Genomic DNA, 21,934 nt, shown 5'->3' on the forward strand with positions numbered 1-21,934 from the left:
ATGACCAAGGCCAAGGGGAAGCCCACGCGGGAGCACGCCGCGGACAGCCACGACCTGATCCGCGTGCAGGGCGCCCGCGTGAACAACCTCAAGGACGTCAGCGTCGAACTCCCGAAGCGCCGGCTGACGGTGTTCACCGGGGTGTCCGGCTCGGGCAAGAGCTCGCTGGTGTTCAGCACGATCGCGGCCGAATCGCAGCGGCTGATCAACGAGACCTACAGCAGTTTCGTGCAGGGTTTCATGCCGACGCTGGCCCGGCCCGAGGTCGACGTGCTCGACGGGCTGACCACCGCGATCATCGTCGACCAGCAGCGGATGGGGGCCGATCCGCGTTCGACGGTCGGCACCGCCACCGACGCCAACGCGATGCTGCGGATCCTGTTCAGCAGGCTCGGCACGCCGCACATCGGGTCGTCGCAGGCGTTCTCGTTCAACGTCGCGTCGATCAGCGGCGCGGGCGCGGTCACCGTGCAGCGCGCCGGGAAGCAGGTCAAGGAGCGGCGCAGCTTCAGCGTCACCGGCGGCATGTGCCCGCGCTGCGAGGGCCGCGGTTCGATCAACGACATCGACCTTTCGCAGCTGTACGACGATTCGAAATCGCTCGCCGAGGGCGCGCTGACCATTCCCGGCTACACCCCGGGCGGCTGGAACTACCGGCTCTACACCGGATCCGGACTGATCGACCCGGATAAGCCGATCCGCAAGTACACGAAGCGCGAGCTGCAGGACTTCCTGTACAAGGAACCGACGCGGATGAAGATCGAAGGCATCAACATGACCTACGAGGGTCTGGTGCCGAGGATCCAGAAGTCGTATCTGTCCAAGGACGTCGAGGCGATGCAGCCGCACATTCGCGCGTTCGTGGACCGCGCGGTCACTTTCGCGACGTGCCCGGAATGCGACGGGACTCGGCTCAGCGAGCTGGCCCGTTCGTCCAAAATAGACGGGATGAGCATCGCCGACGTGTGCGCGATGCAGATCAGCGACCTCGCCGAATGGGTCGGGAAGCTGTCCGATCCGTCGGTGGCGCCGCTGCTGAAGTCGCTGCACGAGACGCTCGAATCGTTCGTGGAAATCGGGCTCGGCTACCTGTCGCTCGACCGGCCGGCGGGCACGCTTTCCGGCGGCGAGGCGCAGCGCGTGAAGATGGTGCGGCACCTCGGATCGTCGCTCACCGATGTCACGTATGTCTTCGACGAACCCACCATCGGCTTGCACCCGCACGACATCCAGCGGATGAACGACCTGCTGCTCCGGTTGCGGGACAAGGGAAACACCGTCCTGGTCGTGGAGCACAAACCGGAGGCGATCGCGATCGCCGACCACGTGGTCGACCTCGGACCGGGTGCGGGCACTAACGGCGGCACGGTGTGTTTCGAGGGCACTGTGGACGGTCTGCGCGCGAGCAAGACGTTGACCGGCAAGCATTTGGACGACCGTGCCGCGCTCAAGCCGTCGGTGCGGGAACGCACGGGCGTGCTGGAAATCCGCGGCGCGAACACGCACAACCTGCAGGACGTGGACGTCGACATCCCGCTCGGTGTGCTGTGCGTGATCACCGGCGTCGCCGGGTCGGGCAAGAGTTCGCTGATCCACGGGTCCATCCGGGAATCCGACGACGTGGTTTCGGTGGACCAGGCCCCGATCCGCGGTTCGCGGCGGAGCAACCCGGCGACCTACACCGGGCTGCTCGAACCGATCCGCAAGGCTTTCGCCAAGGCCAACAACGTCAAGCCCGCGCTGTTCAGCGCCAACTCCGAGGGCGCGTGCCCGAACTGCAACGGCAACGGCGTCATCTACACCGACCTCGGGATGATGGCCGGGGTGGCCACCACCTGCGAGGTCTGCGAGGGCAAGCGGTTCGACGCCTCGGTGCTGGAGTACCGGTTCGGCGGGCGCGACATCAGCGAGGTGCTCGCGATGTCGGTCGCCCAGGCCACCGCGTTCTTCGCCGAGGGCGACGCGAAAACCCCGGCCGCGCACCGGATTCTCGAGCGGATGGAGCAGGTCGGGCTCGGCTACCTGACCCTCGGCCAGCCGCTGACCACGCTGTCCGGCGGCGAGCGGCAGCGGCTGAAGCTGGCCACGCACATGGGGTCGAACGGCGGCGTGTACATCCTCGACGAGCCGACCACCGGCCTGCACCTCGCCGACGTGGAACAGCTGCTCGGGCTGCTGGACCACCTGGTCGACTCGGGCAAGTCGGTGATCGTCATCGAGCACCACCAGGCCGTGATGGCGCACGCCGACTGGATCATCGACCTCGGCCCCGGCGCCGGGCACGACGGCGGCCAGGTGGTCTTCGAGGGAACGCCCGCCGAGCTGGTGAAGAAGAAGCGGACGCTGACCGGGAAGCACCTGGCCGCCTACGTCGGCTAGCGCAGCGGCGGCCGCCGGTCGAGCCAGGGCAGCGCCTGCTCCAGGGTGCGGGAGACCTGCACCAGCAGGTCCTCCCGCCAGGGCGCGGCCACGAGCTGGACGCCGACCGGCAGGCCGCTGGCCTCGTCGTGGTGCAGCGGAAGGGAGATCGCGGGCTGGCCGGTCACGTTGAACAGCGACGTGAAGACGCCCATCGGATACGCGGCCAGCACCGGATTTCCGCTCTCTCGCCACGCGCCGATCTTCGGCGGCAGGCAGGCCATGGTCGGCGTGACCAACAGGTCGAAGCTGTCGGTGAAGGCCTCGACGATGCGGCGAGAGAGCACCTGGGTCTGGTGCACGCTCTCCGCGTACGTCCAGGAATCGACCGACTTCGCGGCTTCGCGCTGTGCCCGGTTGTGCGGTTCGACGCGGTCCGGGTCGACCACCGGGACGCCCGCGCTGGCGACGTGCCAGACCTTCAGGAACGTCGAGATCAGTTCTTCGGACGTCGGCAGCGGAAGCGGTTTATCGACCATCCGGTGTCCGGCCTCTTCGAGCGCACGAAGCGTTTTGCCGACCGTGGCCAGGCAAGCCGGGTCGACGGGGATGCCGTCGATCAACGAGGTCGTGAGGACGCCGATCCGCAGGCCAGCGGGTGGTTTCGCGGCCAGTGCGCCGGCGAGCGACCGCGTGGGCGTCGGCTGCGACCACCACGCGCCCGGGTCGTGCTTCGCGAGCACGTCCAGCGCAGCGGCGGTGTCGGCCAGCGTCCGGCTGACGACCCCGCTGGTCGCGAAGCCCTCGACCTCCACCACGGCGTTCGTGACCAGGCCGCGGGTCGGCTTCAGCCCGACGAGACCGGTGCACGACGCCGGCATGCGGATCGATCCGCCGCCGTCCTCCGCGTGCGCGATCGGGGCCATTCCGGCGCTGACGGCGATCCCCGCGCCGCTGGACGAACCGCCGGGCGTGCGGTCCGGGTCCCACGGATTGCGCGAGATGCCCTGCGCCTCGCTTTCGGTGAACGGCACCGCGCCGAACTCCGACGTCGTGGTCTTGCCGAGCGGAAGGAAGCCCGCGTCGGTGAACCGCCGCACGATCGGGTCCGACTTCGGTTGCGGAGCGCGGTCGGTGGCCAGCGAGCCGTAGGTGGTCGGCCAGCCCGCGACGTGGACGAGGTCCTTGATCGGCAGCGGTACCCCGTGGAACGGCGGCAGGTCCTCCGGCCTGGACCGCACCACGGCGTCCGCGGCGGCTTTCGCGGCGGCCCGGACCTCGTCGTCGGCACGGAAACAGAAGGCGTTGAACTTCGGATCCAGCTCGGCGATGCGGTCGAGATAGCAGTCGGCGACCTCGACCGGGCTCACCTCCTTCGCGCGGATCGCGGCGGCGAGTTCTACAGCGGAATTGATCATCACGGATCCCCTTTCCGGTACCCGTTCAGCCTGGTCGGGGCGGTGGTCGCCGGTCTTGGAGAAATGTCGCGGCCCCGAATGTGGCTACGCTGGCGGCATGCGACCAGCCGAATGGGCTCGCGACGGGGCTGCGGTGTGGGGCATTGCCGTGCCTTCCCGGCCGAGTCGGTTGCCCGGCGTGCAGATGGCCGGGTTCGTCGGGGACACCGTGGATCTGGTCGATTTGACGGTGGTCCCGTATCCGGCGGTCACGCTGTTCCTCAACCTCCGCGAGAGACTGCTGGTCAACGACGTGGCGCGCGGCAACGTTGTCGCCGGGCTCGCGCCGCAGGGGATGCGCGTGCGCGGGCAGGGCATCGAATGCGTGCAGATCCGGCTCTCGCCCGAGGTCGCGCACGCGGTGCTCGGGACGGACCTGAGCGGCGAGGTCGTGTCTCTAGAGGACGTCTGGCCGACCGAACTTCCCGAGCGGCTGCGCGCGCTCAGTTCCTGGAACGACCGGTTCGCGCTGGTAGAAGCCGCGCTGGGCAAACGGTTCGAGGCTGGCCGGACGGTCGACCCGGAAGTCGCCTTCGCCTGGCGGCGGATGCACGCGCACCGCGGTCAGGTGCGGATCGAGCAGCTGGCCGACGAGACCGGGTGGAGCCGGAAACGGCTGTGGTCCCGGTTCCGCGGCCAGCTCGGGCTCAGCCCGAAACGCGCCGCGCAGTTGGTCCGGTTCGACCACGCGGTGCACCGGCTCGCCGCGGGGGAAAGCCCGGCGTCGGTGGCCGCGGAAAGCGGATATGTCGACCAGTCCCACCTGCACCACGAGGTCAAAGCCTTCGCCGGAGTCACCCCCTCCGCCGCCGCGAACGCGCCCTGGCTCGCGGTCGACGAGGTCGCCTGGTCTCGCCCCCGCTGCGCGAACGGGTGATCGCAGTAGGCATGATCGCGGAGTGACTTCCCTCCGGCCCCCCGCTGTCGCGCTGCGCCGGTGGCTAGACGACGCCGGCGCCCGCCGACCGGCGGTGTTCGCGCTGGTCCTCGCGTCGGTCGCGGCGGCAGCGGTGATCCTGTGGCTCGTCTGCACGATGTGGCCGCTCGACCTTGAGATCTACCGGTCCGGCGCGCGGGCGCTGGCCCAGGGCGACGACGTCTACGGCCCGCTCCCGCCGACCCGCGCCGGGCTGATCCTGCCGTTCATCTACCCGCCGTTCGCGGCCGTCGTGTTCCTGATCTTCGCCGCGCTGCCGTTGCCGTTGGGCGCGATGGTGATGCTCGCCGTTTCGCTGACCGCGCTCTGCGGGACTGTCTACTTCGTGGTGCGGCCGCATGCCCAGCGACGGACTGCGTTGCTGGCCGCGCTGCTGATCGGAGCTGGATCGCTGGCTTTCGAACCAGTTCGCGAAACGTTGTGGTTCGGGCAAATCAACCTGCTGCTGATGGCGCTCGTGGTGCTCGACTGCCTCGGCCCCCGCACCCGGCTGCCCCGCGGCGTCCTGCTGGGCCTGGCCGCCGCCATGAAGATCACCCCGGCCGGATTCCTGCTGTTCTTCCTGCTGAAAAAGGACTTCCGCGCGGCCGTGACGACCGTGGTGACCTTCGTGCTCGCGGGGGTGGCCGGATTCGTGATCGCGCCGGAAGCGTCGACGAAGTACTGGTTCGGCGGCGGGCTGACCGGTGCGTCCGGGATGAGCGGGTCGATTTTCGCGACCAACCAGACCATTCAGGGCGCGGTGCACCGCTTCGGCCTTCCGGACACGCCGACGTTGATCCTGGTCACGGTACTGACCTTGGCCGCGCTCGCACTGACCATCCCGGCGATGCTGCGCGCCGACCCGCCGATGGCGTTCCTGCTCAACACCGCGGCGATCCTGGTGTGCTCGCCGATTTCGTGGTCGCACCACTGGGTGTGGATCGTGCCCGCGATCGTGCTGTTCGCCGCTCGCGCACACACCCGGATCGCGGTCGCCGGATTGGTTGCCGTGGCGGCGATTTTCGTCATCGCACCGCATTCCTGGCTGCCGAAGAACGGGTACCTGGAGTTGTCCTGGGGACCGGTCGAGCATCTGGTCGGCAACAGTTATTTGCTGCTGGCGCTGGGCTTTCTCGGCTGGCAGTGCTACGCGACGCGCCGTCAAACCGCCGCGGTCTGAGCCAGCAACGGTTCCGGCAGTTTTTCGGAGTGGAGTACGTGCAGCGTGCTGACCGCTCGGGTGAGCGCGACGTACAACCGTTGCAGCCCACGCTCTTCCGCCGCCACGATGCGCGCCGGTTCGACCACCAGAACCGTGTCGTACTCCAGGCCCTTCGCCAAACTCACTGGTGCCAACGTGATCCGGGCCGTGCCCTCGCTGCCGAGCACTGTGTAGTCCAGCCCGCGCTCGGCAAGCGCCCGGCCCAACTCGGCGACCTCCGTGTCCGCAGCCAGCAGTCCGATCGACCCCTCCTGCTTCAACGCCTTCTCGCAAGCATCGACCGCGGCGGCGACCGGCTCGTCCGTTTCGGTCAGCTGCAAGGCATCCGCGGAATGCCGGAACGACGTGGGACTGCGCAGCTCCGGAGCGATGTGCGGAAGCAGCCGAGCCGCGAAATCGAGAACATCCGCCGGGACGCGGTAGCCGTGGGTGAGTTCTTCGATCCGCCCGCCTGGCCGGTCCAGGTGAGTGAGCACGGTGGCCCAATCGCGGACCGCGGACGGACTGGTCGCCTGCGCGACGTCGCCGAGAACCGTGCACGCACCAGCCAAGCGGCGCGCGATCGCCCGCAAATGCATCGGGCTGAGGTCCTGCGCCTCGTCCACCACGACGTGCCCGAGCTTCGCCGGACGTTCGATCAGCGCCGCGACCTCGTCCAGCAACGCCAGGTCGAGCGTGGACCAGGTCATCGCCTTCCAGCTGCGCGGCCGCGGCCGAAGCAGCGCTTCCTGCTCCTCGGCAGTGAGGATTCCGTCGGCCGCTTCCGCGAGAGTTGCTTTATCGGTAAGCAAGTCGTAGACGAGCCGGGCCGGTTCGACCGCCGGCCACATGTCCCGGACCGCCTTGTTGATCGCGGCGTTGCGGCGAAGCTGAGGCAGGGTCGCGCTCGTACCGCCGGACCGCTCCATCTCCCGCAGGATCCGATGCGCGAGCCGCTGGGCCAGCAATTCCCGCCCGGCGCTGTAGTCCGCGCCGCGACTGAGGATTTCGGTGAGTTCCTCGGCGATGTCCTCGGGATACAGCCGCCAGGTCCGGTGCTGGTACTTCACTTCGAGCGTCCGGTCGACCGGCTGAATCCGCGCCCAGAGCTGCCTCCGGACGACCTCCGCCATCCGCACGTCGCCCTTGATCCGCGCGGTCCGCGGCTCGTCGACGTACCCGGCCGAGCGGCCCGCCCCGGTCAATTCGTCAATCGTGGCTTGGGAAACCGCCACCTCGCCGAGCGCCGGAAGCACGCCCGCGATGTAGGCGAGAAACGCCCGGTTCGGCCCGATCACCGCGACCCCGCCGGCCTTCTGCAGCCGCACCCGCTCGGTGTAGAGCAAATACGCCAGCCGATGCAGACCCACCGCGGTCTTGCCGGTCCCCGGCGCGCCCTGAACGCAGATCGTCCGGTCGACCGGCGCGCGCACGAGCCGCATCTGGTCCGGCTGAATCGTGGCGACGATGTCGCGCATCGGCCCCTGCCGCGGCCGCTCGATCTCCGCGGTGAGCAGCCGATTCGCCGAGGAACCCGGCCGATCGAGCGGCTCGTCCTCGTACGCGCTGAGCACGCCGGCCTGGTCGAACCCGTACCGCCGCCGGACGCGAACCCCCATCGGATGATCGTGATCGGCTTCGTAAAACGCCCTGGCGAGCGGCGCCCGCCAATCGATCACCAGCGGTTCGCCGTCGTCGTCCCGAATTCCTCTGCGCCCCAGGTAAACCAGGTCCTGCTCGGGCGATCGGGTATGCGACCCGCGAGCGGCTTCGTAGACCTCGCCCGGCGGGTAGTCGAGCCGGCCGAAGAAGAGCGGCGCGTCGTCGATATCCGCTAGCTCCTCGGCGATCTCGATGCGAAACTGCCTGAGGACGTGGTTGAAGTACTTGTCGTCGACCGCGTCGCCCTCGCCCATCCCCGTCGCGATCGCGTTCTTGATCTCCGCCCGCATGCGGTCCAGCTCCGCGCGACAGGCCTGGAGATACTCGCGCTCCGCCCGGATCTCTGGTTCCACTTCCCGCCCCCCTGATTTCTTGTCCGAGTTAAATATACAACTCAGTCAAGTTATTATCCGGGTTCGGGTTCGGGTTAGGCTGACGCCCGTGTCAGGACTGCGCGAGCGCAAACGCCGCCGGACGAGGGAAACGATCGCCTCGGCGGCACTCCGCCTGTTCCGGGAATCCGGCTTCGACGGGGTCTCGGTAGCCGACATCGCCGCAGCGGCCGAGATCTCGAAGCCGACGCTGTTCGCGTACTTCCCGACGAAGGAAGACCTGGTCATCCACCAGTTCATGGACGACAACGGCCCCGCGGAGATCGTCCGCACCCGCCCGGCCGGGATGTCGGCGCTGTCCGCGCTGGAGGAGTCTTTCCTGAACCGCCTGGCCGAACGCGACCCGCTGACCGGCCTGAACGACTCCGCGGACGCGATCACGTGCCACACGCTGCTGTACTCAACGCCAGCCCTCCTGGCCCGGCTGGCCACGTACCTGTTGCAGAAGGAACAGGACTTGGTGGACGAACTGCAGGCGTCGTGCGGGGTGAGGGACGAGTTCACCGCCCGGTTGGCGGCTTCGCAGGTCTTTGGGGCACAGCGGATCTTGGGATTTCACAACGCCTGGGAGATCCGCGGAGGCCGAAGCGCCGACGAGACGTACCCGGACGCGGTAGCGCGGGCGAAGGCGGCTTATCGGATGCTGCGGGAGGGTCTGTCTTCGGTGCTGTGATTCAGTCCGCGGGCCAGGAGTAAGACAGCTGGTAACGGTCAGCTGCTAAGACCATGTCGTTGATCTCCAGCGGAGAACTGTCCGCGCCGCAGGCAATCCGGGTCACCGTCAGGACGGGCGTTTCCGCGGAGAGCTGCAGAAGCGCGGCTTCTTCCGCCGTCGGCATCCGCGCACCGACCTTCCTCAATCGCCAGATGCTGGGCCACCCGGGCATCTGCCTGCTCGAACCGGACTTCCACCGACGCGGAGGGAACGAATCCACTGGCGGCGGCGTCCGCGAGAAACGCGGCCTGGTTCTCTGCCCGAGCCGCGCGCGTCAGTCTGCTCTGGGAGCTGCGCTGGATGCTGTCGGGCTGGACGGGTTCGGCCATGCACCTCATCTTGGCCCCGACGCCAACGACGAGAAAGAGCCAGACCTGACAAGGCCTGGCCTACTCGCTAACTAGGTTCTGGCCCGCCCTGTCGTCCGGACCATCCGGCATCAGCCAACGACATCCGCCAGCCGAGCAACTTCATCCAGATCATCCGTCACCGGAACGAAGATCAGCTCATCCACCCCCAACTCACCGAATTCCGCGATGGACTTCCGAACCGTCTCCGGAGAAACACAAGGCACCACACTGTCCGCGACTTCCTTCGGAGCCAACCGGTAAAAGTCCCGAACATTCGCCACCCCGGCCTCGACGTCTCCCAAAACGAAGTACGCCAACGAAACCAGCCGCGGCGACCCATCCCGGCCGCCCTCGTTCCAAGCACGTTTCGCCGCTTCGAATCGAGGCGCGGTCGCCGCCACCGATCCCGAACCGGCGATATATCCCGTGCCCCATCGCACCATTCGCTGCAACGCTTGCTCGGTATAGCCGCCGAACAACATCGGCACCTGCCGCGTCCCGCTTGGCACCGCCGCGTTTTCCCCGCGAGGCTTGCCGCCCCACACTTCGCGGTAAATCTCCAGGTCGGCATCGAATCGCGCGCCCCGGCCACGCGCCCCGAGCCCGGGCACGGTGAACTCCTCTTCTCGCAGCCCCACCCCGACCCCGAACGTCAGCCGATGTCCGGAAACCCCGTCAATGCTCGCGATTTCCTTCGCCAGCAACGCAGCCGGCCACGTCGGCGCGAGCAAAACACCGCTGAGCAGCCCGATCCGCTCCGTCGCCCCAGCCGCGGCGGCCAGCGCGACCGTGTCGCTCACTCCCGGATACGCGTACCTGCCGATCGTCGCCAACGAGGAAAAGCCCGCCTCCTCCGCCCGCGCCGCCCACCTCGGCAGGACCGTCGGGTCCACGTCGCGCACTTGATTCGGAAGCCCTATGCCAATTCGCACCAGATGATCCTCTCGACCTGTTGCCAGACCCCGCATTGAATGACAGCATGCTGTCATGTCCGACAAGCTAGCGATACGACAGCATGCTGTCAAGAAAGCCTGCGACGCCTACAACGCCCTGATGGACGAGGTCATCCGGCTCTCCGACGTCCTGGAAGCGGTCGGCAACGGCATCGCCCGCCCAACCGGGTTGAGCGTGGCGCGATACCAGGTGCTGGCCGCGGTCGACGAGAAACCAGCGCCGGTCGCCGCGATCGCCTCCCAGCTGGGCCACACCAGGCAGAGCGTCCAACGCGTCGCCGATCTGCTGGTCGACGACGACCTGGCCCGCTACCGCCCGAACCCCGCGCATCAACGCGCCAAACTGCTCGAAGTCACCCCGGACGGCCGCGCCGCATTGCACCGGATGCAGGCGGCGTACGACGATCTGGCCCTCCGGACCACCGATGGCCTTGACCTCGAGCGCCTCGAATTGGCCCGGCAGACCCTCATCGAACTGCAACATCGGTTGCGATCCGAATTGCCCTCCTGATCACTAGGCTGGCGTCGCCGAATTCCCGCCGAGGAGAAACCCGCGATGCGCAAGCGAAAAACACTGCCGAAGAACTTCGGCGAGATGCTGACGACTGCCTCGCTCGCCGAACTCCAAGCCGTGTTCGAGCGCACCGAGCTGGACGCGCGCGGTGGTTACGGCAACGCGACGGCGATCGGCTACGACGATTGTCCGGACGAACTCCTCGTCTGGCTGGTCGGCCAAGGTCTCGACGTCAACGCCTCCGACCGATACGGCGAGACTCCACTGTGGACACGAGCCAAACGGGGCGACGCAGCACAGATCCCGCTGTTGCTTTCGCTCGGCGCTGACCTCGAACGGCCACGCGCCCGCAGCGGCACCCCGCTGCACGGCGCGGCCGGCAACCAAAAACCGGCGACGGTGCGAGTGCTGCTCGAGCACGGCGCGAACATCCACGCCACGATCGACGGCGATCCGGAATCCACCCCGCTGCTGTCCGGACTAAGGCGTACCGAGAACCTCGGGATCGCGGACATGGCCGAAACTGCCGCTCTCCTCCTCGAAGCCGGCGCGACCGTGACCGCCGAGGCACGAAAGCAGGTACGCCGGATCGGCACCAACTTCGAGTTTCACCGCGCGGGTTTCAACCCGGATCTCCTCGCCGAGACCGACGCCGGCCTGCGCGAGTTGTACCGCTTGTTCAACGTGGAACCGGTGCCGCCGCGGCTGGTCCACGACGGCACCGCCCCGATCACAGTGCCCGCCGGCTCCTGGCAGAAGCAGCACCACCAACTGTGGGAACTGCTCGTACCGTCCTCGGGCGCGGCGGAAACCGTGCAGGGAGAGGCGATCCGAGTGACCGGAAAGGTCGCTCGCGAAATCCTCGACAACGGCAGTGTGAACTGGGATCGAGCCTTCCGCGCGATGACCAGCGCACTCCCCGGCTACTTCGCGTCGGGCACCCCGTTGCCCGCCGCCGAACTTCACGAAGCCCAGGTCCTCGCCAAGCGCACCCGCTCCGGCAAGGGCGACGACGAAGAACTGGCCCGGCTGTCCGAACTCGCCGTCGCCTGGGTCCGGCTCAACCCCACCCCGCTGCCGTTGGCTCCGCCCACGTACCACCGTTAACCGGACAGCGCCGCGCCCAACTGGTTCGCCAGCCACCGTTCGTAGGCCGCCGGTTTCCACCCGCAACGCTGGACGAGCCGGTCGTACACCTCGGGCGCGGTCAGCGTCCAGACCGCGTCGACCGCTTCGTCGAATTCGCACGCCAGCTGCCCGCGTTCCGCGATGCCGCGCAGGCTGTGGGTGTTGCCCTTCCGGCGTTCGGCGTCGATGGTCGCCACGAAGGCCTCCAGCACCGGGTCGCCGCCGGGCCCGTGTGCGACCAGCACCCCGAGCAGCGGCCCGACGCGGTCGTAGATTTTCCGGCTCCAAGCGGCGTAGGCGGCCGCGTAGGACGGCACGTCAGGCGCGTCGGCGACCCGGCGGAACTCGGGACGCTCGCTCATCGGCGTCTGGTCCTCGTCCCCGGCGAGCATGACGTCGTAGACCGCCTTGATGACCTCGGCCTTCCCGCCGACCGAGTTGTACACCGTCTGCGGGCTGACCCCGGCCGTTTCGGCGAGTCCGGTGATCGTCATTCCCGCGTAGCCTCCGCCGCCGAGCAGCAGGTCGCGCGCCGTCCGCACGATGTGCGCGCGGGTGGCTCGCGCCTTCTCCTCCCGCTGCGGAGCACTGTATTGCCTTGCCACAGCCCTCCCTATCGGCTAGATTCTGATTCCACTGGATTTAGCTTCCAGTCAAGTTCCTTCGAGGAGCGTAGCCATGAACAACCCCGCACGCACCGCCGCCCTGGCCGTGTTCGACGCGATCAACACCGGAGAACTCACCGTCCTCGACCACCTGGTCACCCAGGACTTCATCGACCACGGTTCGCCGTTCCCGCTGCCACCCGGCCCCGCGGGCTACCGGCAGATTCTCACCTTCGTGCACCAGGTGCTGAACATCAGATACGCCATTGACGACGTCTTCGACACCGACGACCGCGTCGTCCTCCGCGCGACCGCCACCGGAACCGGCGTCGACGCGATTCACGGCCAGGGCACCGGAGGCAAGCCGTACCGGATGACCACTGTGCACATCTACCGCACTGAAGGTCCTATGCTCGCCGAACACTGGGGCGTCCGAGACGAACTCGGCGCCCGCATCCAGCTCGGCGCGCTTCCCGCCTTCGCTCCGCAAACCGCCTGAACCGGGCTCAAGCCGCCGGCGAAAGGCTGCGCACCATCCGATACCGCCGGACCCCGCTGCCGCGCACTCCCGGGAATTCCTGCACCTTCCGCCACTCGTCGGACACCCCGACAGTCCCCCTGCCGGACCGCGCCAACGCGTCGCGATGGGACTGTTCGTCGACCCACTCCGCATAGTTGAGCACCCGGGTCCCGTCGGTGCTGACGTGGAAATGCCCGGATATCCCGCCCGGCGCGGGCTTTTCCTCACTGGCCAACGCGTCGAACACGGTATCCACCCAACGCCGCTGCCGCTGCGCGTCCGCCCCGTCGAACTCGACGCTCACCACGACAATGCACCCCGGAACTGTCGAGTCGTCCCGATTTCCGCTGCGGTACAACCGATATTCCACCGGCTCGCCCTCGGCTACCCGCCGCACGAACCCGGGATCAGCCGCTCCCTCCGCCCACTGGGTGTAGACCAGCGACGCGTCTCCGTCGGTACTCGCCAACGCATGAAACGAAATCAGCCCGGCAGGCCACGGCTCTTTCTCCAGCCGCGCAAGCACCTCCGCCGCGACGACGGTTGTTTCGGCGACCAGCACGGCAGCCACGTCCGTACGCGCAAAGTCAGGCCGGTGGATAGTCATGAATACCCCTTCGAGAGCTGTGTTGACTCTCGAAGGATGGAACTTCAAGGGAAGTTGAAGTCAAGCCAGCTTCGGAAACACCGTTTTCAAGATCATCGACCGCCTGCGGCAGGTCCTCTAACGCACAAATCCCCGTCCGGCTCTGGCCGAACGGGGAGTGCGGGTGGACCTGAGGGGAATCGAACCCCTGACCCCCGCCTTGCAAAGGCGGTGCTCTACCAATTGAGCTACAGGCCCGGTGCGGACCGGGGTCCGCGAAGCATGACGTCAGTTGCGCGAGGCGTCCGCGGCCTTGGCCGGCGCGCTGCCGTTCGCCGACGGGGCGGCAGGCGTGGTGGCTTCGCGCCACAGGTCAGCCTCGGCCTTGGCCGCCTTGTTCCGCTTGACGACGAACAGGACGCCGCCCGCGACGACCGCGAGTGCCAACAGCTTCTTCACCTGAAGCCCCCTTCTGAGTGCTTGCGCTACCCCACGATGCTACCGGACCCGCCGCGCGTCCCGTCCAGCGGTTCCGTTCCACGTGGAACACCGGGAATATCCGGAGCGCGCGGTCCGTTGAATCGGATGGCCCGAGCGGCCACGCACCACTCAGCCCTGCCGGTCCTTCTCTTCCCGGCAGGGCTGACTCGTCTCCGCGAGCCGGGCGCGGGTGCCGGCGAGGCCCGATTCGACCAGGTCAGGGCGGTCGTTCTCCAGTCCGTACGTCACCTCGTACCACGGACCCAGCTGATTCCACGCCCACGCGCGACGGCGCAGTTCCGGCGTGACGTCGTACTCCTCCGAGAACGCCGCGACGCACTCCGCCGAAGTCCAGTGCAACAGCCACGCCAGGTCGCGCGCGGGGTCTCCGAGCGACAAGTCGGTCCAGTCGATCACCCCGCTCACCCGGCCGTCCTGCTTCAGCAGGTGCTCCGGCCCGAGGTCGGCATGGATGACGGTGTCCGCTGGATAATCTCGGACCTCCGCCAGCAGCGCCCGCCCGCGATCGGCCAGCGGACCCAGCAACGGCGGGACCGCGTAGAGCGCCAGGATCTCCGGCTCGGCACCGAGTTCCCGCGCCTTGGCCGCATCCGCACCGTGCAAGGCACGAAGGAATCGACCGAGCACGCGGCCGTCGTCGGCAGTCAGTTCACCCGGTTCGCCCGGCACCAGTTCATGCCGGACCACCAACGGATTTTCCCGCCACACCACCGGAATCGGCACGGCCAACGGCAACTGCGGAGCCAGCCACGGCAACACCCGCGTCTCCCGCACCAGCCACGCACGCACCTCGTCCCGTTGAGGCCGCCGCTCGACCCACCGCCCGTCGACCAGCGTCGCGACGCTGTCCCAACCCTCGCCCAGTTCCTCGCCGGTCACGCCGGAAGCCCGAGCGCGAACTCAATCTCCGAATCCTGGCCGCTGCCAAGGGAAAGCGCGCCGACCAGCTCCATGATTCGTTGCCGTTGCGCGGGAGTCGGCCGGAAATACATCGGCAGCTCCAGCCGATCCCGGAACGCTCCGGACTCCAGGTCGGCGATCACCGCTTCCCATCCGCCGAGGCTTCGGTGCAGCCACCATCCCCGACGCTGAATCGCGGGATCCGCGGAATCCTTCAGCACCGCCAAATCCGCCAGCGACCACAGCTGCGGGCTACTGCTGAGCACGTCCCCGGCCAACCGGGCCACCCGCGAATCCTCGCCAGTCATTTCCCGCAGCAGCCAATGCACTTCCGCGGCAACAGCTTTCCCGCGCAGCAACGACAAGCCAACCTTCTTCAACGCCAGATCCGCACTCCGCGCAAGCTCGACAATCTCCGCACGGTCCAGCTCAGCCCCAGCTTCCGCCAGCCCGACGTACGCGCGAGCCCGCACCACCGGCGCGGCGGAAGAACGCGCGACCGCCGCGTAAACCTCGACCGGATCGCGCCCCATTTCCTGCCAGCGCAGCCGCGCCCACATCCGCACCAGCACCGACCGGTCGACCAGAAGTCGTTCCACGTCAACGGGATCGAGCTGCTCCGCGGTCAGCTTCACCAACCCCAGCACCCGGCTCTCCGCAGAGCGGCCGCGCAACAACGACTCGGCGATGACGTCCGGCGTCCCCGACTCCGCGATCGCCTGAATCAACTTCCGCCGGACGACCTGGTCCCGTTCCCGCGGCAGCAACCGGACCGCGTCCGGCAAACCGAACAGCCCGGATTCGAAGCTGCGCCGGAACGCGGTCCGCCGGACGTCAAAGTCCTCCGAACTCCGCAGGCACTCCCACACCGACACCTCGCCATGCGCGTCAACCAGCGCACGCAGATAGCGCTCAAGCACCTGCGAACCCCGCCCTCGCTGCGAAATCCGCTGCAACAACGGCACGATCCGCTCCGCCTGCACCAACGTCGTACGCCGCAGCACCTCCCGTTCAGCCAGCTCGCGAACCACCTCGACATGGTCGGTAACCCGCACCGCCAACGCCCGGTCGCTCACCACCCCAGCCGATGCGCACAACACGCGAACGGCCTGCTCGCGAAGACGCCCGTCGGGGTGCATCGAAGCCAGCGCGGCGACAACCGGCGTCGCGTTCTTCAGCTTCCAGTCGCGAGCCCGCCCCAGCACCGGCACCGGATAGCGGGCCTGGCGGGCGTAGTAGTCGATCCGCAGCATCTCGCGCGCGGTCGCCGACGCGAGCCAGGCCTCGGCTTCGGCCAGACCAGACGAAAAACGCCGGTTGGCCGCGGCGAGGCTCAACTGCGCACGGATCTGCGCTGGGGTCTGCATGCCGCTGATTCTGGCTAGAACCCCGCTGAGCAGTCATCCGAAATATCCAGAAGCTGGCCGAGCCAAGGACGACGATCACGGGCGTGCTCCAGGCAAACACCACTGCATGCCAGCTGAGGGTAAGTCTGAGCGACGGTCATTCACTACCTCCAGAACCTCTTCGGCCTCGACTCGCCCACGCAATCGACCCAAGGCTTGGTGCTGAGCGACGCGCACAGCGCCCACCGTCGTGCCCAGCACCTCCGCCGTTTCGGCCGCCGATAACCCAACTACGACACGGAGCACGATGACCTCCTGCAGCAGCTTCGGCAGATGCGCCACCAGGCGCTGCATCCGGGCACCGGGATCAAGTGATTGCACAGCGGACCGACCAACCTCGACAGGCATGGAGCTGCTCAGGGATCGCGCGTCTCCGGTACCGACGGAACGCTCCGTCGGTGCTGTGCGTGCTTCGCTCCGCTTCGACTGGATCACCAGCAGACCACCCGGGGTGATCCCCTGGACCTCGACGTCGTGACCATGGTCATCGCAAACGCACGCTTTTTCAGTCACGAGCGCGAAGTTCGTCAACGGCCAAGAATGTCCAGTCGCAAAACGCAGTTCACCTCGTTCTCCCCATCGGAACTGCACGTCGAACGTCCGAGCCGCGAGAGAGTTCGGTTCCAGGAGTTTCGACGGCACGCACAGCACGGCGGACTCGAGCCTTGTCATGCTGCGGTCCTGGCTCAAGTTCGCCTGACGGTTGTCCCTGGCACGCCCAGCAGACTCCGGGTACGGAACCGCTTGGCCGGCTTGCACGCGGGTTTCTCCGACGTTTTCGGGTGTTTCGCTGTCTCGATGGTCGGCCAGGACAGTGTTGAAGATGGGTGTCGCGCCGTCGTCGGTTTTTTCTGCGTCATCGTCAGCCAATTGACGGGCAAGGGTGTCTTCGCGCTCGTCACCCAGCGCGGTCCTGGCGGCCGGAATCGGCTCGGCGACCTCGAGGCTGATCCCGAGCATGGGCCTGGCGAACTCGACATTGTTGTCGACGGCGGTGGCCAGCCAGGACACGGCTTCCGAATAGCGCTGTTCGGTCATCTTCTGCAGTCCGATGCCGAACGATTCGTAGGCAACCTCAACGGTGTTGGCCAGCGTGGGCAGGACTCGTCCGTGCTGGGCGAGGTCAGCTTCGTTAGCTGCGAGAGCGCGGTCCATGACGTGGTCGATGTCGAACCGGATGTCGTTGCCGTCGAGGGGCGGAAGTGCGCTCATCGCTGAACCTCCGGTGCGGTCGTGCGGTGACGGGCGAGCAGCGGTGATTCTCTGAGCTTGGCCAGCCCGCGCTGTTGCAGCGACTTCACGGCGTTGACCGTGGTCTTGAGCAGGGCGGCGGTGTCGTCGAGTTCGCACTCAAGTCCATAGCGAAGCTCAAGGACTTGCCGTTGCCGCGTCGGCAGCGTGCGCAAAGCCTTCCTGATGATGTCCTCGGTGAACAACCCGGCTCGAAACTCGGAGTCCAACAGGTTGCTGGCGGTGTTTTCGAGCAGTCTCGCGAGCGTCGCGCCGTCGATGGGCATCGGCGGCTTGCTCTTCTTGCGCAACTGGTCCACGCACCGGTCCTCGGTGATCTGGAACAGCAGTCGACGGGGCTCGCGCAGTGCCCCTTTGGCCTGCCAGCGGCGGGCGAGTTCGTAAAACGCGGTCGCAGCGACCTCTTCGCCGGCCTGCCGGTCGCCGCCCAGCCTTTTCGTGGCGTAACCGATCACAGCCGGGATGACGGTATCGCGGATGGACTTCATCGCGGCCCGGCCGTAGAGAACGGCGGGCTGGTGGCGGAACGCTTCCTCGGGCGTCGACTCCCCAGCGGCATCACGATGGTGGTCATCGTCTTCTCCTCCAGGACACTCCGAAGGGCTCGTCATGCCGTCTCCGGAGCAGCGGGCCCGAGCGTGACCGACCACTCGCCCCCGGCGGGATCGCGGCTGACCACCTGGGCAGGCCGGCCGGAGTCGCTCAGGATCCGCGCCGCGTCGACGAGCGTCGCGCCCCGGTCTCGGGCTGCCAATCGACGAGTGCGCAGTCCGACCAGGTGAGCCAGCAGACGCACCAGCGATCGTGGGCGCGGGATCGTGATGAGGTCCGACTCGGGGAAATCGGGGAAGAAGGTGTTCGAGGTCATCGGGAGGACCTCCTTTCGCTCTACCCCTTCAACCGAGGGTGGGCTCTCGAAAGAATCGCACCGGGCGAAGATCTTCTTGGCAGAGTCTTCCGACTGCCTGGCCCGAGATCCGCAACGACAGATGCGGAGGCCACGGACTTCTCGAAGCGACAGTCATCCGAAATACCAGAAAGGCCGGTCCGCGACTGCGAACCGGCCTTCCGGAAATGTGGGCCCACCAGGACTTGAACCTGGGACCTCTTCGTTATCAGCGAAGCGCTCTAACCGCCTGAGCTATGGGCCCGTCGAACGAGGAGAACTCTACCGGACCCCTCATCCGCCCTTGCAACCGGGTTACTCTCGTTCCGAGAGCGTGACCTCCAGGCCGCCCGCGAGGTCGGCCGACACGTTGTAGATGAAGGCGCTCACCGTGGCCAGCGCGGACACCAGCACGATGTTGATCGCCCCGAGGATGGCCGCGATGCCGAACACTCGACCGGCGCTGATCAGCGGTTCCGCGGACGCGTTCGCGCCCTCGCCGCCGACCAGGGACGAGTACGTGCCGTTCAGCTTGTCCCACACGCCCATGCCGTCGAGCACCGTGTAGAGCACGCCGACCGCGACCAGCCAGACGAAGAACATCGCGACGCCCAGCACCAGCGCCAGCTTCAGCACCGACCACGGGTCGAACCGCTTGATCTGCAGGCTCGCCCGTCGCGGGCCGCGGCCGGGGCGGCGCAGTGCGCTCGGCGTCGGCCGGGTGCGGCCCGCGGGCGGCACGTCGGCCGCCGCCGGCGGCGGGGCCTCGCCTCCGAAGAGCCGGGGCGCCGCCGAACCGGTCACCGGGTAGTCGTTCTCGGCCGCGGCCGGCTCGGGGGCCGCGGTGGGCACGTCCTCGGTCGCGATCCGCGCCGTGGCCATGGCCTCGGAGTCGCCGCCGCCGTCCTTGGCGGTGCGCTGCCAGGGCGGGTTGGCCGACGCGTCGTCGGCCTTGTCGGATGGTGCCACGTTGAGTCAGTCCTTACCCGTGCGTGGGGCGCCGATCACTGCTCCGGCGCCGTGCCGTCTTCTGCTGTGGGCTCCTCTGGCGTAGCCTCCGCCGCCTCTTCCGAAACCGTCTCGGAAGCCGGAACTTCCGGAGTTTCCCCGGCGGAGTCCTCGCCACCATTGGCGACGTCCGAACCCTCGTCCGCGTTGCGTGCGACCGCGAGAAGAGTGGTGCCGTCGCCCAGGTTCATCAGCCGAACGCCCTTGGTCTGCCTGCCCGCCTTGCGCACGTCCCGCGCCGGCGTGCGGATGACCCCGCCGCTGGACGTGATGGCGAACAGCTCGTCGTCCTCGTCGACGATGAGTGCCCCCACCAGCCTGCCACGTTTGCTGTCGTGCTGAATGGTGAGCACGCCCTTGCCGCCGCGGCCCTGTACCGGATAGTCCTCGATCGGCGTCCGCTTCGCATACGCGCCGTCCGTGGCGACCAGCAGGAACTTGTCCGGTTTGACCACGCTGATGCCGAGCAGTTCGTCACCGTCGTTGAACCGCATGCCCAGCACGCCCGAGGTCGGGCGGCCCATCGGGCGCAGCGCCTCGTCGGTCGCGTGGAAGCGGATCGACTGGCCGCCCGCCGACACCAGCAGCAGATCGTCCTCGGCCGCGGCCAGCACCGCGCCCATCAGCTCGTCGCCCTCGCGCAGGTTGATCGCGATGAGCCCGCCCGCGCGGTTGGAGTCGAAGTCGGTGAGCTTCGTCTTCTTCACCAGGCCGCGCTTCGTGGCGAGCACCAGGTACGGCGCGACCTCGTAGTTCGGGATCTCGATGACCTGGGCGATCTGCTCGTCCGGCTGGAACGCGAGCAGGTTCGCCACGTGCTGGCCGCGCGCGTTGCGGTTGGCCTCGGGCAGGTCGTAGGCCTTCGCCCGGTACACCCGGCCCTTGTTCGTGAAGAACAGGATCCAGTCGTGCGTGGAGCACACGAAGAAGTGCTGGACGATGTCGTCCTGCTTCAGCGTCGCGCCCTGCACGCCCTTGCCGCCGCGCTTCTGCGAGCGGTACAGATCGGTTTTCGTCCGCTTGGCGTAGCCCGTGCGGGTGATGGTGACGACGACGTCTTCCTGCGCGATCAGGTCCTCGACCGACACGTCGCCGTCGAACGGGATGATCTGGGTGCGCCGGTCGTCGCCGTACTTGTCGACGATCTCCATCAGCTCGTCGCGGATGATCGCGCGCTGCCGCTCGGGCTTCTCGAGGATGTCCTTGAGGTCGGCGATCTCCAGCTCGATCTCGGCGAGGGTGTCGATGATCCGCTGCCGTTCCAGCGCGGCCAGCCGGCGCAGCTGCATGTCCAGGATCGCGGTGGCCTGGATCTCGTCGATCTCGAGCAGCTCCATCAGGCCGGGCCGGGCCTCGTCGGCCGAGGGCGACCGCCGGATCAGGGCGATCACCTCGTCCAGCATGTCGAGCGCCTTGACCAGGCCACGCAGGATGTGGGCCCGTTCCTCGGCCTTGCGCAGCCGGAACCGGGTCCGCCGCACGATCACGTCGACCTGGTGCTTCACGTAGTGCCGGATGATCTGGTCGAGCCGCAGCGTGCGCGGCACGTCGTCGACCAACGCCAGCATGTTCACGCCGAAGTTCTGCTGCAGCTGGGTGTGCTTGAACAGGTTGTTCAGCACCACCTTCGCCACCGCGTCGCGCTTGATGGTGATGACGATCCGCATGCCGGAACGGCTGTTGGACTCGTCCGCGATGTCCGCGATCCCGGTGATCTTGCCGTCGCGCACCAAGTGCGCGATGTTCTCCACCAGGTTGTCCGGGTTGACCTGGTACGGCAGCTCGGACACGACCAGGATGGTGCGGCCCTTCGCGTCCTCTTCCACCTCGACGACCGCGCGCATCCGGATCGAGCCGCGGCCGGTGCGGTAGGCGTCCTCGATGCCGGACGTGCCGAGGATCATCGCCTTGGTCGGGAAGTCCGGGCCCTTGATCCGCACGAGCAGCGCGGCCAGCAGTTCGTCGTCGGTCGCGTCCGGGTTCTCCAGCGCCCACACGACGCCTTCGGACACCTCGCGCAGGTTGTGCGGCGGGATGTTGGTCGCCATCCCGACCGCGATCCCGGAACCGCCGTTGACCAGCAGGTTCGGGAACCGCGACGGCAGCACGTCGGGCTCCTGGGTGCGCCCGTCGTAGTTGTCGCGGAAATCGACGGTGTCCTCTTCGATGTCCGCGAGCATCTGCATCGCGAGCGGCGCGAGCCGGGACTCGGTGTACCGCATCGCGGCCGCCGGGTCGTTGCCCGACGAGCCGAAGTTGCCCTGCCCGTCGATCAGCGGGTAGCGCAGCGACCACGGCTGGGCGAGCCGCACGAGCGCGTCGTAGATCGCCGAGTCGCCGTGCGGGTGGTAGTTGCCCATGACGTCGCCGACGACGCGGGAGCACTTGTTGTACCCGCGGTCCGGGCGGAACCCGGAGTCGAACATCGAGTACAGGATCCGGCGCGCCACCGGCTTGAGGCCGTCGCGCACGTCCGGCAGCGCCCGCGACACGATGACGCTCATCGCGTAGTCGATGTAGGAGCGCTGCATCTCCTGCTGGATGTCGACCGGTTCGATCCGGTCGTGTTCCGGCGGCAAGGTTTCCGTCATGGGGTCCTTCTCGGTGAGCAGTCCTGGGAAG

Annotated in this window: 20 protein-coding genes, 2 tRNA genes and 1 pseudogene; 7 read left to right on the forward strand and 16 right to left on the reverse strand. The window is 67.7% G+C overall.

The features are described from left to right. Entirely contained in the window at positions 1 to 2,379 is a 2,379-nt protein-coding gene (locus F9C11_RS06710) for an ATP-binding cassette domain-containing protein (RefSeq protein ID WP_409184032.1), read from the forward strand. On the opposite strand, the gene F9C11_RS06715 is transcribed toward F9C11_RS06710, so the two are convergent. Then, positions 2,376 to 3,776, reverse strand: coding sequence for an amidase (locus tag F9C11_RS06715; protein WP_409184033.1), 1,401 nt, complete (start codon positions 3,774 to 3,776; stop codon positions 2,376 to 2,378). The genes F9C11_RS06710 and F9C11_RS06715 overlap by 4 nt on opposite strands. A gap of 97 nt (positions 3,777 to 3,873) precedes the next feature. On the opposite strand from F9C11_RS06715, the gene F9C11_RS06720 reads away from it, so the two are divergent. Both F9C11_RS06720 and F9C11_RS06725 read left to right on the forward strand, forming a co-directional pair. Continuing rightward, positions 3,874 to 4,692 carry a helix-turn-helix domain-containing protein gene (locus F9C11_RS06720; RefSeq protein WP_409184034.1) on the forward strand — a complete coding sequence of 273 codons (819 nt, stop codon included), beginning with the start codon at positions 3,874 to 3,876 and terminating at the stop codon, positions 4,690 to 4,692. A 22-nt stretch (positions 4,693 to 4,714) separates the two neighbouring features. Next, entirely contained in the window at positions 4,715 to 5,914 is a 1,200-nt protein-coding gene (locus F9C11_RS06725) for a glycosyltransferase 87 family protein (RefSeq protein WP_409184035.1), read from the forward strand. On the opposite strand, the gene F9C11_RS06730 is transcribed toward F9C11_RS06725, so the two are convergent. Further along, positions 5,896 to 7,950: a HelD family protein gene (locus F9C11_RS06730; RefSeq protein WP_409184036.1), complete on the reverse strand. Its 2,055-nt coding sequence runs from the start codon at positions 7,948 to 7,950 to the stop codon at positions 5,896 to 5,898. The two genes, F9C11_RS06725 and F9C11_RS06730, sit on opposite strands and share 19 nt — an antisense overlap. 88 nt (positions 7,951 to 8,038) lie before the next feature. On the opposite strand from F9C11_RS06730, the gene F9C11_RS06735 reads away from it, so the two are divergent. Further along, positions 8,039 to 8,662, forward strand: a complete 624-nt coding sequence (locus tag F9C11_RS06735; RefSeq protein ID WP_409184037.1) for a TetR/AcrR family transcriptional regulator — start codon at positions 8,039 to 8,041, stop codon at positions 8,660 to 8,662. Position 8,663: 1 nt separating this feature from the next. On the opposite strand, the gene F9C11_RS06740 is transcribed toward F9C11_RS06735, so the two are convergent. Then, positions 8,664 to 8,849, reverse strand: a complete 186-nt coding sequence (locus F9C11_RS06740; protein ID WP_409184038.1) for a UTRA domain-containing protein — start codon at positions 8,847 to 8,849, stop codon at positions 8,664 to 8,666. Positions 8,850 to 9,143: 294 nt separating this feature from the next. Next, entirely contained in the window at positions 9,144 to 10,022 is an 879-nt protein-coding gene (locus F9C11_RS06745) for an LLM class flavin-dependent oxidoreductase (RefSeq protein WP_409184039.1), read from the reverse strand. A gap of 19 nt (positions 10,023 to 10,041) precedes the next feature. Between F9C11_RS06745 and F9C11_RS06750 the strand changes: the two genes are divergently transcribed. Continuing rightward, positions 10,042 to 10,518: a MarR family winged helix-turn-helix transcriptional regulator gene (locus tag F9C11_RS06750; RefSeq protein ID WP_409184040.1), complete on the forward strand. Its 477-nt coding sequence runs from the start codon at positions 10,042 to 10,044 to the stop codon at positions 10,516 to 10,518. Between the two features lie 45 nt (positions 10,519 to 10,563). Beyond that, positions 10,564 to 11,628 (forward strand): ankyrin repeat domain-containing protein, encoded by a 1,065-nt coding sequence (locus F9C11_RS06755; RefSeq protein ID WP_409184041.1) that lies wholly within the window; start codon positions 10,564 to 10,566, stop codon positions 11,626 to 11,628. Here the strand turns inward: F9C11_RS06755 and F9C11_RS06760 are convergent. Further along, positions 11,625 to 12,254, reverse strand: coding sequence for a TetR/AcrR family transcriptional regulator (locus F9C11_RS06760; protein WP_409184042.1), 630 nt, complete (start codon positions 12,252 to 12,254; stop codon positions 11,625 to 11,627). The two genes, F9C11_RS06755 and F9C11_RS06760, sit on opposite strands and share 4 nt — an antisense overlap. Positions 12,255 to 12,327: 73 nt before the next feature. Between F9C11_RS06760 and F9C11_RS06765 the strand changes: the two genes are divergently transcribed. Beyond that, positions 12,328 to 12,753, forward strand: coding sequence for an ester cyclase (locus tag F9C11_RS06765; RefSeq protein WP_409184043.1), 426 nt, complete (start codon positions 12,328 to 12,330; stop codon positions 12,751 to 12,753). Between the two features lie 7 nt (positions 12,754 to 12,760). Here F9C11_RS06765 and F9C11_RS06770 read toward each other — a convergent pair whose 3' ends face one another. The 11 genes and pseudogenes from F9C11_RS06770 to gyrA form a co-directional block, all read right to left on the reverse strand. Continuing rightward, the gene (locus tag F9C11_RS06770) at positions 12,761 to 13,381 is read right to left on the reverse strand and encodes a hypothetical protein (RefSeq protein WP_409184044.1); all 621 of its coding nucleotides are present in this window, start codon (positions 13,379 to 13,381) and stop codon (positions 12,761 to 12,763) included. Between the two features lie 164 nt (positions 13,382 to 13,545). Continuing rightward, positions 13,546 to 13,618: transfer RNA gene (locus F9C11_RS06775), tRNA-Ala, on the reverse strand. A 30-nt stretch (positions 13,619 to 13,648) separates the two neighbouring features. After that, entirely contained in the window at positions 13,649 to 13,819 is a 171-nt protein-coding gene (locus F9C11_RS06780; RefSeq protein ID WP_020663676.1) for a DLW-39 family protein, read from the reverse strand. A gap of 150 nt (positions 13,820 to 13,969) precedes the next feature. Next, on the reverse strand, positions 13,970 to 14,740 hold the full coding sequence (locus F9C11_RS06785) for a phosphotransferase (RefSeq protein WP_409184045.1): 771 nt from the start codon (positions 14,738 to 14,740) through the stop codon (positions 13,970 to 13,972). Continuing rightward, positions 14,737 to 16,128: a hypothetical protein gene (locus tag F9C11_RS06790; RefSeq protein WP_409184046.1), complete on the reverse strand. Its 1,392-nt coding sequence runs from the start codon at positions 16,126 to 16,128 to the stop codon at positions 14,737 to 14,739. Before F9C11_RS06790 ends, F9C11_RS06785 begins: the two co-directional genes overlap by 4 nt. Before the next feature lie 150 nt (positions 16,129 to 16,278). After that, positions 16,279 to 16,464, reverse strand: a pseudogene (locus tag F9C11_RS06795) (sigma factor-like helix-turn-helix DNA-binding protein); the annotation flags it as partial. A 911-nt stretch (positions 16,465 to 17,375) separates the two neighbouring features. Further along, positions 17,376 to 18,029, reverse strand: coding sequence for an RNA polymerase sigma factor (locus F9C11_RS06800; RefSeq protein WP_409184047.1), 654 nt, complete (start codon positions 18,027 to 18,029; stop codon positions 17,376 to 17,378). Then, positions 18,026 to 18,286, reverse strand: a complete 261-nt coding sequence (locus F9C11_RS06805; RefSeq protein WP_409184048.1) for a hypothetical protein — start codon at positions 18,284 to 18,286, stop codon at positions 18,026 to 18,028. Before F9C11_RS06805 ends, F9C11_RS06800 begins: the two co-directional genes overlap by 4 nt. Before the next feature lie 209 nt (positions 18,287 to 18,495). Next, positions 18,496 to 18,569, reverse strand: a tRNA-Ile gene (locus F9C11_RS06810). A 50-nt stretch (positions 18,570 to 18,619) separates the two neighbouring features. Beyond that, a complete protein-coding gene (locus F9C11_RS06815) occupies positions 18,620 to 19,273 on the reverse strand; it encodes a DUF3566 domain-containing protein (protein ID WP_409184049.1) in 654 nt (217 codons plus the stop codon). Between the two features lie 35 nt (positions 19,274 to 19,308). After that, a complete protein-coding gene (gene gyrA, locus F9C11_RS06820; RefSeq protein ID WP_409184050.1) occupies positions 19,309 to 21,903 on the reverse strand; it encodes a DNA gyrase subunit A in 2,595 nt (864 codons plus the stop codon). Between the last annotated feature and the right edge of the window lie 31 nt (positions 21,904 to 21,934).

The organism is Amycolatopsis sp. VS8301801F10, from assembly GCF_046195355.1.
Classification (GTDB): domain Bacteria; phylum Actinomycetota; class Actinomycetes; order Mycobacteriales; family Pseudonocardiaceae; genus Amycolatopsis.

Bases quoted from the DNA above. Each gene is read 5' to 3' on its own strand.
- F9C11_RS06755 (WP_409184041.1), top strand. From the start codon at position 10,564: ATGCGCAAGCGAAAAACACTGCCGAAGAACTTCGGCGAGATGCTGACG.
- F9C11_RS06765 (WP_409184043.1), top strand. From the start codon at position 12,328: ATGAACAACCCCGCACGCACCGCCGCCCTGGCCGTGTTCGACGCGATC.
- gyrA (WP_409184050.1), bottom strand. From the start codon at position 21,903: ATGACGGAAACCTTGCCGCCGGAACACGACCGGATCGAACCGGTCGAC.
- F9C11_RS06790 (WP_409184046.1), bottom strand. From the start codon at position 16,128: ATGCAGACCCCAGCGCAGATCCGTGCGCAGTTGAGCCTCGCCGCGGCC.
- F9C11_RS06750 (WP_409184040.1), top strand. From the start codon at position 10,042: ATGTCCGACAAGCTAGCGATACGACAGCATGCTGTCAAGAAAGCCTGC.
- F9C11_RS06720 (WP_409184034.1), top strand. From the start codon at position 3,874: ATGCGACCAGCCGAATGGGCTCGCGACGGGGCTGCGGTGTGGGGCATT.
- F9C11_RS06805 (WP_409184048.1), bottom strand. From the start codon at position 18,286: ATGACCTCGAACACCTTCTTCCCCGATTTCCCCGAGTCGGACCTCATC.
- F9C11_RS06715 (WP_409184033.1), bottom strand. From the start codon at position 3,776: ATGATCAATTCCGCTGTAGAACTCGCCGCCGCGATCCGCGCGAAGGAG.
- F9C11_RS06710 (WP_409184032.1), top strand. From the start codon at position 1: ATGACCAAGGCCAAGGGGAAGCCCACGCGGGAGCACGCCGCGGACAGC.
- F9C11_RS06745 (WP_409184039.1), bottom strand. From the start codon at position 10,022: ATGCGGGGTCTGGCAACAGGTCGAGAGGATCATCTGGTGCGAATTGGC.
- F9C11_RS06800 (WP_409184047.1), bottom strand. From the start codon at position 18,029: ATGACGAGCCCTTCGGAGTGTCCTGGAGGAGAAGACGATGACCACCAT.
- F9C11_RS06770 (WP_409184044.1), bottom strand. From the start codon at position 13,381: ATGACTATCCACCGGCCTGACTTTGCGCGTACGGACGTGGCTGCCGTG.